Annotated in this window: 15 protein-coding genes; all 15 read right to left on the bottom strand. The window is 58.7% G+C overall.

The features are described from left to right. Window positions 1–19: 19 nt before the first annotated feature. The 15 genes from BVL55_RS07825 to BVL55_RS07895 all read right to left on the bottom strand — a co-directional run bounded on the left by BVL55_RS07825 (window position 20) and on the right by BVL55_RS07895 (window position 15445). Window positions 20–790: a biotin--[acetyl-CoA-carboxylase] ligase gene (locus BVL55_RS07825; RefSeq protein ID WP_075996413.1), complete on the bottom strand. Its 771-nt coding sequence runs from the start codon at window positions 788–790 to the stop codon at window positions 20–22. 47 nt (window positions 791–837) lie between these two features. After that, complete coding sequence (gene nuoN / locus BVL55_RS07830) at window positions 838–2289, bottom strand: NADH-quinone oxidoreductase subunit NuoN (RefSeq protein WP_075996414.1); 1452 nt, start codon at window positions 2287–2289, stop codon at window positions 838–840. Between the two features lie 30 nt (window positions 2290–2319). After that, window positions 2320–3831 (bottom strand): NADH-quinone oxidoreductase subunit M, encoded by a 1512-nt coding sequence (locus tag BVL55_RS07835; protein ID WP_075996415.1) that lies wholly within the window; start codon window positions 3829–3831, stop codon window positions 2320–2322. Window positions 3832–3833: 2 nt separating this feature from the next. Then, window positions 3834–5837: an NADH-quinone oxidoreductase subunit L gene (gene nuoL / locus BVL55_RS07840; RefSeq protein ID WP_075996416.1), complete on the bottom strand. Its 2004-nt coding sequence runs from the start codon at window positions 5835–5837 to the stop codon at window positions 3834–3836. A gap of 10 nt (window positions 5838–5847) precedes the next feature. Then, window positions 5848–6156: an NADH-quinone oxidoreductase subunit NuoK gene (gene nuoK, locus BVL55_RS07845; protein WP_075996417.1), complete on the bottom strand. Its 309-nt coding sequence runs from the start codon at window positions 6154–6156 to the stop codon at window positions 5848–5850. Window positions 6157–6211: 55 nt separating this feature from the next. Continuing rightward, window positions 6212–6823, bottom strand: coding sequence for an NADH-quinone oxidoreductase subunit J (locus BVL55_RS07850; RefSeq protein ID WP_075996418.1), 612 nt, complete (start codon window positions 6821–6823; stop codon window positions 6212–6214). Between the two features lie 63 nt (window positions 6824–6886). Beyond that, window positions 6887–7375 carry an NADH-quinone oxidoreductase subunit NuoI gene (gene nuoI, locus BVL55_RS07855; RefSeq protein WP_428977275.1) on the bottom strand — a complete coding sequence of 163 codons (489 nt, stop codon included), beginning with the start codon at window positions 7373–7375 and terminating at the stop codon, window positions 6887–6889. After that, complete coding sequence (gene nuoH, locus BVL55_RS07860; RefSeq protein ID WP_075996420.1) at window positions 7372–8415, bottom strand: NADH-quinone oxidoreductase subunit NuoH; 1044 nt, start codon at window positions 8413–8415, stop codon at window positions 7372–7374. Before nuoH ends, nuoI begins: the two co-directional genes overlap by 4 nt. Window positions 8416–8430: 15 nt before the next feature. Beyond that, complete coding sequence (gene nuoG, locus BVL55_RS07865) at window positions 8431–10494, bottom strand: NADH-quinone oxidoreductase subunit NuoG (protein ID WP_075996421.1); 2064 nt, start codon at window positions 10492–10494, stop codon at window positions 8431–8433. A gap of 24 nt (window positions 10495–10518) precedes the next feature. Continuing rightward, entirely contained in the window at window positions 10519–11034 is a 516-nt protein-coding gene (locus BVL55_RS07870) for a DUF3291 domain-containing protein (protein ID WP_075996422.1), read from the bottom strand. Between the two features lie 2 nt (window positions 11035–11036). Next, the gene (nuoF, locus tag BVL55_RS07875; RefSeq protein WP_075996423.1) at window positions 11037–12353 is read right to left on the bottom strand and encodes an NADH-quinone oxidoreductase subunit NuoF; all 1317 of its coding nucleotides are present in this window, start codon (window positions 12351–12353) and stop codon (window positions 11037–11039) included. A gap of 3 nt (window positions 12354–12356) precedes the next feature. Beyond that, entirely contained in the window at window positions 12357–12611 is a 255-nt protein-coding gene (locus BVL55_RS07880) for a hypothetical protein (protein ID WP_075996424.1), read from the bottom strand. Window positions 12612–12615: 4 nt separating this feature from the next. After that, window positions 12616–13629 carry an NADH-quinone oxidoreductase subunit NuoE gene (gene nuoE, locus BVL55_RS07885; protein WP_075996425.1) on the bottom strand — a complete coding sequence of 338 codons (1014 nt, stop codon included), beginning with the start codon at window positions 13627–13629 and terminating at the stop codon, window positions 12616–12618. After that, entirely contained in the window at window positions 13629–14819 is a 1191-nt protein-coding gene (locus tag BVL55_RS07890) for an NADH-quinone oxidoreductase subunit D (RefSeq protein WP_075996426.1), read from the bottom strand. The genes nuoE and BVL55_RS07890 overlap by 1 nt, the downstream gene beginning before the upstream one ends. After that, window positions 14816–15445 (bottom strand): NADH-quinone oxidoreductase subunit C, encoded by a 630-nt coding sequence (locus BVL55_RS07895; RefSeq protein ID WP_075996427.1) that lies wholly within the window; start codon window positions 15443–15445, stop codon window positions 14816–14818. The genes BVL55_RS07890 and BVL55_RS07895 overlap by 4 nt, the downstream gene beginning before the upstream one ends. Between the last annotated feature and the right edge of the window lie 9 nt (window positions 15446–15454).

Consider the following 15454-nt stretch of genomic DNA (forward strand, 5'->3'; position numbering starts at 1 on the left):
TATGCTACGCGGCCAATTCTCATGCAAAGAATATATCGGCTACCGAAATGCGTTCGCGTTTTCCGCCCGCGCCCCGGAGAATGAGGAAGCCCTCTTCATCAATCCCTTCGAATATACCGGTGATCTTCGTTTCGCCGCCGGAAGCGGGCATTCTGATTTCGATCGTCTCGCCAACTCCCTGGGCGGCGGCAAGCCAGTCGGAACGGATTTGCGCCATGCCGTTCCCGCCATCCCATTGCGTCAGACGGTTAGCCATGGCACCGGCAAGATGCTGCAGCAATTCAGATAGCGGGACATCCAGGCCTTCATCTCTTAGCGATGTCGCCGGATAAAGGGTCTTTACAGGATGATGCGCCACATTGATGCCGATGCCGGTTATCACATGGCGGCGGCCGCCCAATACATGGCTTTCCAGCAGCACGCCGGCGGCCTTGCCGCCATTGACCAGCACATCATTGGGCCATTTGAGCGTTACCCGGGCAAGGCCTGCCCCGTTGATCGCCAAAATGGCATCGCGCACGGCAAGGCTTGCAACCAGCGTCAGCGTGTGCAGCGCATTGGCGGGTGCCGGCTCCTGGAGCAACAGGGAAGCGTAAAGATTGCCCGCTTCCGACACCCAGCCGCGGCCCCGGCTGCCCTTGCCCTTTAGCTGGCGCTGTGCGGTAACCCAAAGGCGTCCTTCATCGCCCGCCCGGGCCTGTTCAAGACAGACCAGATTGGTTGATTGCACCGCATCGAATGCCAAATGACGAAAGCCGTCCGGCAGCAGGATGGTGGAATTCTCACTCACGCGCCGCGCCCGAAATCTGCTTGCCGGTAACCATCAATCAGGACAGATCAAAAGAAACTGGCGGCAGCCGCCGTGGTCGCATCGAAGACCGGCCCTGCAAAGACGTAGAAAAGCGCGACGAAGACAAAGCTGACCGCCAGAACCAGTTTCAATTCACTGGCCAGCGGCACGAATTTCTCGGCTATTGCGCCTTCTGCCTCGTCAAACCACATCACCTTGATGATGCGGATGTAGTAATAGGCGCCAACGACGCTCGCCAGCACGCCGATGACCGCCAGGGCAATCAGATTGGCTTCGATCGCGGCGACAAAAACGAAATACTTGGCAAAAAAGCCTGCCAGCGGTGGAATGCCGGCCAGCGAAAACAGCAATACCGTCAGCACTGTGGCCAAAACCGGGTGACGCGTGGCAAGTCCCGTAAGGTCGGTGATTTCCTCCACCATGCCTTCCTTGCGGCGCATGCCGATGATGATGGCGAACGTGCCCAGCGTCATCACCATGTAGATGAGCATGTACAATATGACGCCGTTGATCCCGGCCTGGGTGCCCGCTGCCAGCCCCACCAGCGCATAGCCCATGTGCCCGATGGACGAATAGGCCATCAGCCGCTTGATGTTGGTCTGGCCGATTGCCGCAAAGGCACCCAGCACCATGGAGGCAATGGCGACGAAGGAGATGATCTGCTGCCAGTCATGGGCGACGGGTTCGAATGCCTGCATGGTAACGCGGATCATCAGCGCCATGGCAGCCACTTTAGGGGCGGCGGCAAAAAAGGCGGTGATCGGTGTCGGCGCGCCCTCATAGACATCCGGTGTCCACATGTGGAAGGGAACGGCGGAAATCTTGAAGGCGATGCCGGCCAGGATGAACACCAGGCCGAAAATCAGGCCGAGAGAACGGTCAGCGCCCGAAATCGCTTCGGCGATGCCTGCAAACGTCGTCTGGCCCGTATAGCCGTAGACCAGCGTGATGCCGTAGAGCAGCATGCCGGACGACAGCGCGCCGAGGACGAAATATTTCAGCCCTGCTTCCGATGCCTTGGTCGATTCGCGGTTCAGCGCCGCACACACATACAGCGCCAGCGACTGCAGTTCGAGGCCGAGATACAGCGTCAGCATGGAGTTGGCGGAGATCATCAGCAGCATGCCCGTCGTCGCCAATACAACGAGGATGGGATATTCGAACCGGTCGAATTTTTCCCGCCGCATGAAATTGACCGACATGGCAATCGTTACCGCAGACCCGGTAAGCGCCAATAGCTTCATGAATTTTGCGAAGGGATCAAGAATGAAGGCGCCGTGCATCGCAACCACGCCCGACGGCGCGCGCCACAGCGAAACGGCCGCCACCACGATCAGCGCCACGGCAAGGCCGGTGACGAGCGTGGTCGCGTTCCGCCCGCCAAACACGCCGATCATCAGCAGAACCATGGCGCCGACACCGAGCCACAATTCCGGGCCGATCACAAAAAGACTTGGCAGATCCAGTGCAGTCAACATCGTTTCAAACTCCGCTTGCCGCCCGTTGCCTCAATGGGCACTTGCGGCAACCTGCCCAGCTGCCTCAATGGCAGCCTGATAGTTGTCGATCAGCGCCTGCACCGATGCCTCCGTCACATTGAAGACGGGCATGGGGTAGACACCAAAGAAGATGACCAGCGCGATCAGCGGGAACAAAATGACCTTCTCGCGCGGTGTGAGATCCAGCATTTGTTTCAGGCTTTCCTTGTCCAGCGTGCCAAAGATCACCCGCCGGTAGAGCCACAAGGCATAGGCTGCCGACAGGATGACACCTGTGGCCGCAAAGAAGGCCAGCCACGTATTGAACTGGAAGGCGCCGAGCAGCACCAGGAATTCGCCGACGAAACCGGACGTGCCCGGCAAGCCGACATTCGCCATGGTAAAGACCATGAAGGCGACGGCATATTTCGGCATGCGGTGAACCAGTCCGCCATAGGCGGCGATTTCGCGCGTGTGCATGCGGTCGTAAATGACGCCTACACACAGGAACAGCGCTCCGGACACCAGCCCGTGTGACAGCATCTGATAGATGCCGCCCTGAATGCCGTAGATATTGGCGGTGAAAATCCCCAGCGTCACATAGCCCATATGGGCTACAGAGGAATAGGCGATCAGCTTCTTGATGTCTTCCTGCATCAGCGCAACCAGCGAGGTGTAGATAATCGCAACAACCGAGAGGGTGAAGATGATCGGCGCCAGTTCCATGCTGGCGATGGGGAACATTGGTAGCGAAAAGCGCAGGAAGCCGTAACCACCCATCTTCAGCAGGATGGCCGCCAGCACGACAGACCCGGCGGTCGGCGCCTCAACATGCGCATCCGGCAGCCAGGTATGCACCGGCCACATCGGCATTTTCACGGCAAAGGAGGCAAAGAAGGCAAGCCACAGCCAGGTCTGCATGCCCGCCGGGAAGGAATGGGAAAGCAGCGCCGGAATATCGGACGTGCCGGCATTCCAGTACATCGCCATCATCGCCAGCAGCATCAGCACCGAGCCGAGCAGCGTATACAGAAAGAACTTGAAGCTCGCATAGACACGGCGCTTGCCGCCCCACACGCCGATGATCAGATACATCGGGATCAGTCCTGCCTCGAAGAAGATGTAGAACAGCACCAGATCAAGCGCGCAGAACACGCCGATCATGAAGGTTTCCAGCACCAGGAAGGCTATCATGTATTCCTTCACCCGGTGCTGTACGCTCTCCCAGCTTGCCAGGATGCAGAACGGCATGAGGAAGGTCGTCAGGATGACGAACAGTATGGAAATGCCGTCAACGCCCATGTGGTAGTTCATGAAGCCGCCGATCCACTCGACCTTTTCCACCATCTGGAAGTCGGCCGAGGAATTGTCGAAGCCGTACCAGATCAACAGCGAAATCAGGAAGGTGAAAACGGTGGTGAAAAACGCCGTATTGCGGATATTGCGGCGTGCGATGTCGCTGTCGGCGGGGATGATCGCAATGATCAGCGCGCCAACCAGCGGCAGGAAAGTTACAATGGAGAGGATTTTCCAGTCGATCATGATCAGCCAGCGCCCCCGAACATCGCCCAGGTAATGAGCGCCGCAACGCCGATCAGCATCGCGAAGGCATAATGATAAAGATAACCGCTTTGCAGCTTGACCACGCGGTTGGTGACGTCATTGACCCGGGCAGCAATCCCGTCCGGCCCGAACCCGTCGATAAACCAGCCATCGCCTTTCTTCCACAGGAAACGGCCAAGCCACTTGGCCGGACGCACGAACAGGAAGTCGTAAATCTCGTCGAAATACCACTTGTTGAGCAGGAAGGCGTAGAGACCGGGATGCTGGCGGGCCAGTTCCTTCGGCATGCCGGGGTTGCGGATATACATCCACCAGGCACCGAAAAAGCCCAGCGCCATGGCAGCAAAGGGCGACCATTTCACCCATAGCGGCACATGATGGAACTCATCCAGAATGTGGTTGTTCGGCCCGGCAAACAGGGCTTCCCTCCAGAAGGCGTTGTACCAGGTTTCATGATGTCCGCCGGTCTCGTGACCCAGGAAGACATCGTGGAAGATAAGGCCGGCAAGCAGCGCTCCGGCCGCCAGAACGTAAAGCGGGATCAGCATGACATTGGGCGATTCATGCACATGGCTCATTACATCGGCAGAAGCCCGCGGCTTGCCGAAGAAGGTCATGAAGATCAGCCGCCAGGAATAGAAGCTGGTAAACAGGGCCGCAATCACCAGCAGGCCGAAGGCAAATCCGGCGGCCGCATTCTCACCCACGAAGACACTCTCGATAATGGCATCCTTGGAGAAGAAACCTGCCGTGCCGATGATCGTGCCGGGAATTCCCAGGCCGGTCAGCGCCACCGTGCCGACAATCATCATCCAGAAGGTTTTCGGAATGTGGCCGCGCAGGCCGCCCATGCGGCGCATGTCCTGTTCATCGGAAACCGCATGAATGACCGAGCCGGCACCAAGGAACAGCAGCGCCTTGAAGAACGCGTGGGTGAACAGGTGGAAAATGCCGGCGCCATAAGCCCCAACGCCAAGCGCGGCAAACATGTAGCCGAGCTGCGAACAGGTCGAATAGGCGATAACGCGCTTGATGTCGTTCTGCACCAGACCGACGGTGGCGGCAAAAAAGGCGGTAACCGCGCCAAACACCGTCACGATCAAAAGCGCGGTGTGGGACAATTCGAACACCGGCGACATGCGCGCCACCAGAAAAACACCTGCCGTCACCATGGTGGCCGCGTGAATGAGCGCGGAGACCGGGGTCGGGCCCTCCATGGCGTCCGGCAGCCAGGTATGCAGCAAAAACTGCGCCGACTTGCCCATCGCGCCCATGAACAGCAGGACGCAGATGACCGTCAAAAAGCCCTGATTGGTCAGCGTGTAGTTGAGGAAGGTATAGGCGCCCTCGCCTCCGGTTTCCTCCAGATTGAGCGCGGCAGCATTGGCGAAAATGGTCGAGAACTCGATCGAGCCGAAATACACAAAGATGCCGAAAATGCCCAGCGCAAAGCCGAAATCGCCGACCCGGTTGACGACAAACGCCTTGATCGCTGCCGCATTGGCGGACGGCTTGTGGTACCAGAAACCGATCAGAAGGTATGAGGCAAGCCCGACACCCTCCCAGCCGAAGAACATCTGCAGCAGGTTGTCGGAGGTAACCAGCATCAGCATGGCGAAGGTAAACAGCGACAGATAGGCAAAAAAGCGCGGCCGGTGCGGGTCGTGGTGCATGTAGCCGATGGAATACATGTGAACCAGGGCCGACACCGTGTTGACCACGACCAGCATGACCACGGTCAGCGTGTCGATGCGCAAGGTCCAGTTGGCTGAAAAGGCGCCGGTGTTGACCCAGCTCATCACCTCGATGATCTGCGTTTCACCGCCACCGACACCAACGGTGAAAAAGGCGATCCAGGACAGAACCGCGGCGATCATCAAAAAGCCGGTGGTCACATATTCACAGCCCTTGACCCCCAGTGTCTTGGGAAAAAGTCCGGCAAGCAGAAAGCCCAGAAGCGGCAGAAAGACGATTGTCTGGTACATGGCGCGTTCCTCAGCCCTTCATCATGTTGACGTCTTCAACCGCAATCGAGCCGCGGTTTCTGAAGAAGATCATCAGGATGGCGAGCCCGATCGCCGCCTCGGCAGCAGCCACCGTCAGGACAAACAGGGCAAAGACCTGCCCCATCAGATCGCCCAGATGCTGGGAGAACGCCACGAAATTCAGGTTGACCGACAAGAGGATCAACTCGATCGACATCAAGATGATGATGACGTTCTTCCGGTTGAGGAAGATGCCCAGCATGCCGATCGTGAACAAGATCGCGCTGACCGCCAGAAAGTGGGAGATTCCGATTTCCATGCCCGTTTTCAGCCCTGTCTACCTTTGTTAGGGTTCCCGTGCCCTTGCCGTCCGGCTAGATGCCCTTGCCGGATTCAACTTTCTTGATTTCGATTGCTGTTTCCTTGCTGCGGGCAACCTGTTTTGAAATGTCCTGGCGCCGCACATCCGGGCGATGGTGCAGCGTCAGCACGATGGCACCGATCATCGCAACCAGCAGGATCAGCCCCGCCACCTGGAAGAAGAAGAAGTACTTTGTGTACAGAATGTTGCCCAGCGCCTGAATGTTGGAGGTCACCGACATGTCCGGCGTCGGTTCGCCCAGCGCCCCGTCGACGGTTCCAGGTGCCACTACCCACGCGCCCACCACCATCAACAGCTCCACCAGCACAATCGCACCGACCAGACCGCCAATCGGCAGATATTGCAGAAACCCTTCGCGCAATTCGACGAAGTCGACGTCCAGCATCATGACGACGAACAGGAACAGCACAGCCACCGCGCCCACATAAACAACGATCAGCAAGAGGGCGAGGAATTCCGCCCCCGTCAGCATGAACAGGCCGGCCGAATTGACAAAGGCCAGAATGAGGAACAGCACCGCGTGCACGGGATTGCGCGCGGAAATCACCATAAACGCCGAGGCGACGGTAATCGTGGCGAAGAGGTAGAAGAAAATCGCCGTCATGGTCTTCGTTCCATATTCCTTTGGCGCCGCTTTCCGGCCATTTCCCGGCCAGTCGGCAACCGGTCAACGATAAGGGGCATCGAGCTTGATGTTGCGGGCCAGTTCCCGTTCCCAGCGCGCGCCGTTTTCCAGCAGTCTGTCCTTGTCGTAATAAAGTTCCTCGCGCGTTTCCGTCGCGAATTCGAAATTCGGCCCTTCGACGATTGCATCGACCGGGCAGGCTTCCTGGCAAAAGCCGCAATAAATGCACTTCACCATGTCGATGTCGTAGCGCACCGTGCGGCGGGTGCCGTCATTGCGACGGGGGCCCGCCTCGATTGTGATCGCCTGGGCCGGGCAGATCGCTTCGCACAGCTTGCAGGCAATGCAGCGCTCTTCCCCGTTGGGATAGCGGCGCAGCGCATGCTCGCCGCGAAAGCGCGGGGAAACCGGCCCTTTCTCGAAGGGATAATTGATGGTGGATTTCTTGCCGAAAAGGTAGCGCATGCCCATGGCAAGCGCCGAAACGAATTCCAGCAGCAACAGCGATTTGGCAGCTTGCGCAATCATCATGCCCATCCCGTATATTGCAGTACGGCAGCGACAATCGCCACCATGGCAAGCGACAGCGGCAGAAAAACTTTCCAGCCCAGCCGCATCAACTGGTCATAGCGGTAGCGCGGCACCACGGCGCGCACCATCGCCATCATGAAGAAGACGAAAAAGGCTTTCAGCGTGAACCACACGATGCCCGGCACCCAGTTGAGCACGGCAACGTCGAGCGGCGGCAGCCAACCGCCCAGAAACAGGATGGTAACGAGGCAGCTCATCAGGATGATGGCTACGAACTCACCCAGGAAGAACAGCAGGAACAGGGTCGAGGAATATTCGACCATGTGACCGGCAACCAGCTCCGATTCAGCTTCCGGCAGGTCGAAAGGCGGCCGGTTGGTTTCGGCAATCGCCGAGATGAAAAAGATGATGAAAGCGGGGAAAAGCGGCAACCAGTACCAGTCAAGGAAGGATCCCGGCAGGCCCAGCATGGTGCCCAACCCGTCCGCCTGGCTGTTGACGATGCCGGTGAGGTTCAACGTGCCCGCACACAGCAACACGGTGATGATGATGAACCCCATGGAAACTTCATAGGACACCATCTGCGCGGCAGAACGCAGCGAGGCGAGAAAGGCATATTTCGAATTCGAGGCCCAGCCGCCCATGATGATGCCGTAAACCTCGAGCGAGGAAACGGCGAAGATGAACAAAATGCCGAGATTGACATCGGCCACGACCCAGCCATCGGCGACCGGCAATACGGCAAAAGCGGTCATGGCGAGCACAGCCGAGATAATCGGCGCAATGACGAAGACCGATTTCGATGCCGTTGCCGGGATGATCGGTTCCTTGATCACGAATTTCAGCAGATCGGCGAAGGATTGCAGCAATCCCCACGGGCCGACCACGTTAGGTCCGCGGCGCATCTGCACGGCAGCAAAAATCTTGCGGTCGGCATACAGGATATAGGCCGTGATCAGCAGCAGGCAGACCAGCATCAGCACACTCTGGAAAACGATCCAGAAGCCCGGAATGACGTAGGTGTTGATAAACGCTTCCATGCCGTTTCCTGCCGCCTATTCCGCTGCCTGCCGCAGTTCGCCTGCAGCCAATTGTGAACATTGCGCCATGACCCTGGAAGCCCGCGCGATCGGGTTGGTCATGTAAAAGTCGTGCACCGGGCTTTCAAAACCGGCTTTCAGCACTTTTCCGGCGCCGCCCTTGGCGAGTGCCTTTACATCACCGATGTCACCCGGCGCAACCGTTCCAGCCTGCGCCATGTGGGGAAATTCCCTGTAAAGTGCGCTTCTGAGCTGTTCGAAGCTGTCAAAGGGCAGCACTTTGCCGCATTTGGCTGAAAGCGCACGGAAAATCGCCCATTCCTCCTTGGCATCACCCGGAGCAAAGTTTGCCCGGTTGCCATGCTGAACCCGGCCCTCGGTGTTGACCCAGATGCCCGGTTTCTCGCTATAAGCAGCGGCCGGAAGAATGATGTCGGCGCGATGCGCGCCGGCATCCCCGTGTGAGCCAACATAAATGACGGTGCCCTTCACCTTTGCCATGTCGAGTTCGTCAGCGCCCATCAGGAAGAGAACGTCCATGCCGCCCATCATGGCAGCCGTGTCCTTGCCACTGCGGCCGGGAACAAAGCCGAGGTCAAGCCCGCCGACACGCCCTGCGGCAGTATGCAGAATGTTGAACCCGTTCCAGTCGCTGCGCAGCGCGCCCATGCTTTCAGCAGCCGATGCCACCATTTTGAGCACAGCCGCACTGTCGGACCGGTTGAGCGCGCCCTGCCCGATGATGAACATCGGGTTCTTCTTCTTGATTTTGCCGTAGCTGGCAAACTGCTTGAGGCTCTCCGGCCCCTCGCCAAGATGGGTGTATTCGTAGGTCATATCCGCTGCTTCGCCAACCAGGCCGACCAGCAAGTCCCCCTGCCGCCAGCGTTTGCGGATGCGCGAATTGAGCACCGCCGCCTCCTTGCGCGGATTGGTACCGACCAGCATGATCGCATCGGCCTGCTCAATGCCCTCAATGCCTGAATTGAAAAGATAGGAGGCCCTGCCCTTCGCCGGATCGAGCACACTGCCCGGCTCGCGGCAATCCATGTTGGCCGAGCCGATGCCGGTCATGAATTTCTTCAGCGCAAAGATGTCCTCGACACTGGCAAGATCACCGGCAATGGCGCCAACCTTGTGGGGACGCGTGGCATTGACCGCCTTTGCGACCGCATCGAGCGCCTCGCCCCAGCTTGCCGGCTGCAGTTTACCCGCCTTGCGCACATAGGGCTGATCGAGCCTTTGCGACTTCAGCCCGTCGAAGATGAAGCGCGTCTTGTCGGAAATCCATTCCTCGTTCACCGCATCGTTCTGTATGGGAAGAATGCGCATGACTTCCTTTGAACGCGTGTCGACGCGGATGTTGGAGCCAACCGCATCCATCACATCGACGGTTTCCGTCTTGGTCAGTTCCCAGGGCCGTGCCGTGTCCTGATAGGGCCGCGAGGTCAGCGCACCGACCGGACACAGGTCGATCACATTGCCCTGCATTTCGCTGGACATCGCCTGCTCAAGATAGGTGGTGATTTCCGCATCCTCGCCGCGCCCGATCAGCCCAAGTTCGGAAATGCCGGCAACCTCCGTGGTGTAGCGTACACAGCGCGTGCAATGGATGCAGCGTGTCATCTTTGTGCGCACCAGCGGGCCGATATACTTGTCTTCCACCGCACGCTTGTTTTCCCCATAGCGGTTCTTGTCGATGCCATAGGCCATCGCCTGGTCCTGCAGGTCGCATTCCCCGCCCTGATCACAGATCGGGCAGTCCAGCGGATGGTTGATCAAAAGGAATTCCATCACGCCCTGGCGAGCTTTCTTGACCATTGGCGACTTGGTGGAGACAACCGGCGGCTCGCCGTTCGGGCCGGGACGCAGATCGCGCACGCCAAGCGCGCAGGAAGCCTGGGGCTTGGGCGGTCCGCCCTTCACCTCGACCAGGCACATGCGGCAATTGCCGGCAATCGACAGCCGTTCGTGGAAACAAAACCGCGGAACCTCGGCGCCCGCCTCCTCACACGCCTGCAGCAGCGTGTAGCTGTCGGGAACTTCCACTTCCTTTTCGTCGATGATCAGCTTAGCCATCGTAAAGCCCTTGATCCTTCAAATTCACGCGCAGCGCTGCTGCTGCCAGAGTTTTTCATGCGAACGGTCTTTCTTGGCCAAATCTTGCCCATCCCTTCGGACTGCGTGCGATTTGACGTACGACCAGCCGAAGGCAAAGTCGCTGTCGCCGTGTTGGTCGAGATGATCCAGCCGTTCCTTCGCCTCTTCAAGCGTCGGCCTGTGGCCCTCTTCCACATGCCACATCACGAAGTGGTGGCTGTCCATGATCTCGAACCATTTGTGTTTTTGCTGATAAATCCGCTTGTGGACGGTGTTCCACACGAAATGTTCCAGTCTGGTTGCATCTTGCCAGACCGACAGCGTGATCAGCACCAGCGGCCCGCCAACCGGCGTGCGCCCGCGCTCATCGCGATTTTCGTCCTTCAGGCGCCAGATGAAACCGTCGCTGCGTTCAGCCAGCGCGTTGATCCGCTCGATATTGTCGATGAACTCCCGCGCCACCGGATCGGTGTCGGGGTTGATCTTCCACTTCGAAATATTGAGCTCGGCAAGGTGCATCTTTATTCCGCAGCCTCCATCGCCCGGCTTTCCAGCCGGTCGTCCTTGTCGGCATTGCGCGAATACTGGTCGATGCGCTCCTCGATCTCGTGGCGGAAATGGCGGATCAGGCCCTGCACCGGCCAGGCTGCCGCATCGCCAAGAGCACAGATCGTGTGGCCCTCCACCTGTTTCGACACGTCGAACAGCATGTCGATTTCGCTCTTGTGGGCCCGGCCCTCGGCCATGCGCGTCAAGACTCGCCACATCCAGCCCGTGCCCTCGCGGCACGGCGTGCACTGGCCGCAGCTTTCATGCTTGTAGAAATAGGCAAGCCTGGCGATCGCCCGGATCATGTCGGTCGACTGGTCCATGACGATGATCGCCGCCGTGCCCAGCCCCGATTGCAGGTCGCGCAGGCTGTCGAAATCCATCTTGCAATCGCAAATCTGCTCGGCCGGCACGCAAGGCACCGATGAGCCGCCCGGAATGACCGCCTTCAGATTGTCCCAGCCGCCCCTGATGCCGCCGCAATGGGTGTCGATCAGTTCGCGGAAGGTGATCGACATCGATTCTTCCACCGTGCAGGGCTTGTTCACATGGCCGGAAACGCAGAACAGCTTGGTGCCCTTGTTGTTTTCCGCGCCGAAAGAGGCAAACCAGTCCGCCCCGCGCCGCAGGATGGTCGGCACGACGGCAATCGATTCCACATTGTTGACGGTGGTGGGGCAGCCATACAGGCCGACATTGGCCGGAAATGGCGGCTTCAGGCGCGGCTGGCCCTTCTTGCCTTCCAGCGATTCCAGCAGCGCGGTTTCCTCGCCGCAGATATAGGCGCCGGCGCCGTGATGCAGATAAAGATCGAACGGCCAGCCATGCTTGTTCTTCTTGCCAAGCAGCCCGGCATCATAGCACTCGTCGATGGCGGCCTGCAGTGCCTCGCGCTCACGGATATATTCGCCGCGAATGTAGATGTAGCAGGCATTGGCGTTCATCGCGAAGGAGGCAATCAGGCAGCCCTCGATCAGCGTATGCGGATCGTGGCGCATGATATCGCGGTCCTTGCAGGTGCCGGGCTCTGATTCGTCGGCATTGACCACCAGATAGGAAGGGCGGCCATCGGATTTTTTCGGCATGAAGGACCATTTCAAGCCGGTCGGAAAACCGGCTCCGCCCCGCCCGCGCAGGCCCGAAGCCTTTACCTGATCGATGATCCAGTCGGCCCCCTTGTCGATGAAGCCCTTGGTGCCGGCCCAATGGCCGCGCGCCATGGCACCTTTCAGCGACTTGTCATAGGTGCCGTAGATATTGGTGAAGATGCGGTCTTTATCCTGAAGCATAATCTATTCCGCCGGCTCGTCTGTCAGATCAAGACGCCGCTCCTTGCGGGTCAATCTTGTATCGAGCTTGCCAAGGCTCACATATATATTGGCTATGTCGGTATGTGCGGCACCAACCTCATTTGAAAGGCCGCGTAACTGTTCGGACAGTGAGTGTAAACGGCCATCCATGCCGCCCAGCCGGTCTTCCACGTTCCCATGCCGACTGTGAATCTGCTTCAAGACTGCCAGCAGCAATCCATTGGTTACCTCGGCCATCGTCCTACCTCGGTTCCTTGCCGAACACACGGACATATTCGTCCCGTCCGCCCCTGGCGAGCGCCTTGGCCTGCTTCACCCACTCGTCCCGCTCGATGCGGCCCTTGAAGGATAGTTCGTCATCAACAATGGCAATGTCCTTCTTCGTCCATTTTGCAATCTGGGCAAAATGCCAGAAGCCGAGCTTGTTGAGCGTCTTTTCCAGTTTCGGCCCGACCCCGGCGATCATCTTCAGATCGTCTGCCTTGCCCTGCGGCTTTTTCAAGCGAATCGGACCGGCAACCGCTTTTGCCGGCGACTTGACGGTTGCGCTGGCTTTTCTACTGGCCGTCTTCGGCTTGGCTGCATTGGTGGGCTTTGCCGCTCTTGGAGTTGCTGCAGCGGCTGCCTTGGAGCCCTTGACCCGCAGTTCCTTCTGCAGCGAGGTCAGGCCGCCTTCTGGCGCCGAATAGATACGGTCAACCTGCGGACCGGGCGTTACCCGCTCGCCCCTGCCGGCCTCGAATTCGTCAATGATCTCGGCAAGCCGTTCGGGAGTCAGATCCTCATAGGTATCCTTGAAGATCATCACCATCGGCGCATTCACACAGGCGCCCTGGCACTCGACCTCTTCCCAGGAGAGCGTTCCAGCCTCGTTGGTGTGGAACTGTTCTGGATGGATTTTGTCCCGGCACACAGCCATCAGGTCTTCCGAGCCGCGCAGCATGCACGGCGTGGTGCCGCAAACCTGCACATGGGCCCTGGTGCCAACCGGCGCCAGCATGAACTGGGTATAGAAGGTCGCCACTTCCAGCACGCGGATATAGGGCATTTCCAGCATTTCTGCGACATGCTCGATCGCCCGCTTGGTCACCCAGCCTTCCTGTTCCTGCGCAATCATGAGCAGGGGAATGACGGCGGAAGCCTGGCGGCCCTTGGGATATTTCTTGATCCATTGCTTGACCAGGGCGCCATTGGCTCTGGTGAAGGCGAAATCCTTCGGCTGGACGTTTTCTTCTGCAAGACGGCGGACGGACATTAGCGATCAACTTCCCCAAATACGATGTCGAGCGAACCCAGAACGGCCGAAACATCTGCCAGCAAATGCCCCTTGCCCATGTAGTCGAGCGCCGCAAGATGGGCAAAACCGGGTGCACGCAGCTTGCAGCGATAGGGCTTGTTGGAACCATCGGATACCAGATAGACGCCGAACTCGCCCTTGGGCGCCTCAACGGCAGCGTAAACCTCGCCAGCGGGCACGTGATAGCCCTCGGTATAAAGCTTGAAGTGATGGATCAGCGCTTCCATGGAGCGCTTCATCTCGCCGCGTTCTGGCGGCACGATCTTGTTGTCGGTATGCGAGACCGGCCCCTTGCCTTCGGGCGCGTTGAGCTTGGCAATGCACTGTTTCATGATGTGGACAGCCTGCCGCATCTCTTCCATGCGGATGAGGTAACGGTCATAGCAGTCGCCATTCTTGCCGACGGGAATGTCGAATTCCATTTCCTCATAGCACTCATAGGGCTGCGACTTGCGCAAATCCCAGGCTGCGCCCGAGCCGCGCACCATGACCCCGGAAAAACCGTAGGCCCACGCATCCTCCAGTGAAATGATCCCGATATCGGCATTGCGCTGCTTGAAAATGCGGTTGTCGGTCAGAAGCTTGTCGATATCCTCAAGCGCCTTGGGAAATTCATCGCACCACTGTTCGATATCATCGATAAGCTGTTGCGGCAGGTCCTGGTGAACACCGCCGGGGCGAACGTAAGCTGCATGCATGCGCGCCCCGCAGGCCCGCTCATAAAACACCATCAGTTTTTCGCGTTCTTCAAACCCCCAAAGCGGCGGCGTCAGAGCGCCAATATCGAGTGCCTGGGTGGTCACGTTGAGCAGATGCGACAGAATGCGGCCGATCTCCGAATACAGCACCCGGATCAACTGCCCCCGGCGCGGAACCTCTATGCCCATCAGGCGCTCGACCGCCAGCGCAAAGGCATGCTCCTGGTTCATCGGCGCGACATAATCGAGCCGGTCGAAATACGGCACCGCCTGCAGATAGGTCTTGTGCTCGATCAGTTTTTCCGTACCCCGGTGCAGCAGGCCGATATGCGGGTCGACGCGCTCGACAACCTCGCCGTCAAGCTCAAGCACAAGGCGCAAAACACCATGTGCCGCAGGGTGTTGCGGCCCGAAGTTAATGTTGAAGTTTCGGACGGTATGTTCGTTCATGATTTTTTCTCCGCCCCAACATCCTCGTTCGGTAACGGATAATCCGGCCCCAGCCACGGGCTTTCGAAATCGAACTCGCGAAATTCCTGACGCAGGTTGACCGGCTCGTAGACAACCCGCTTTACCTCATCGTCATAGCGCACTTCCACATAACCGGTGAGCGGGAAATCCTTGCGCAGCGGATGGCCCTCAAAACCGTAATCGGTCAGCAGGCGGCGCAGATCGGGATGGCCGGTAAACAGGATGCCGTACATGTCCCAGGCTTCGCGCTCATACCAGTTGGCGCCGGGAAAGATTTCGGTGATCGAGGGGACCGGCGTTTCTTCGTCGGTGGCAACCTTTACCCGCAGTCTGGCATTCAGCCGTGGTGACAGCAGATGATAAACCACCTCGAAACGCTTTGCCCGCTCGGGATAATCAACACCGCAAATATCGATAATGTTCCAGAACATCGTCTGGCTGTCGTCGCGCAAAAAGCGCATCAGCTCGACAATCTGTTCGCGCTCGGCGACAAGCGTCAGTTCGCCATGGGCATAGTCCATGGACTTGACGGCACCATCGCCACCGGCCTCGATGGTCTCGGCCAATTCGCTCAGGGTTTCATCGTCGATTTTCGGCAATGCCATCTGCCTGCC

This window comes from Salaquimonas pukyongi, from assembly GCF_001953055.1.
Taxonomy (GTDB): Bacteria; Pseudomonadota; Alphaproteobacteria; order Rhizobiales; family Rhizobiaceae; genus Salaquimonas; species Salaquimonas pukyongi.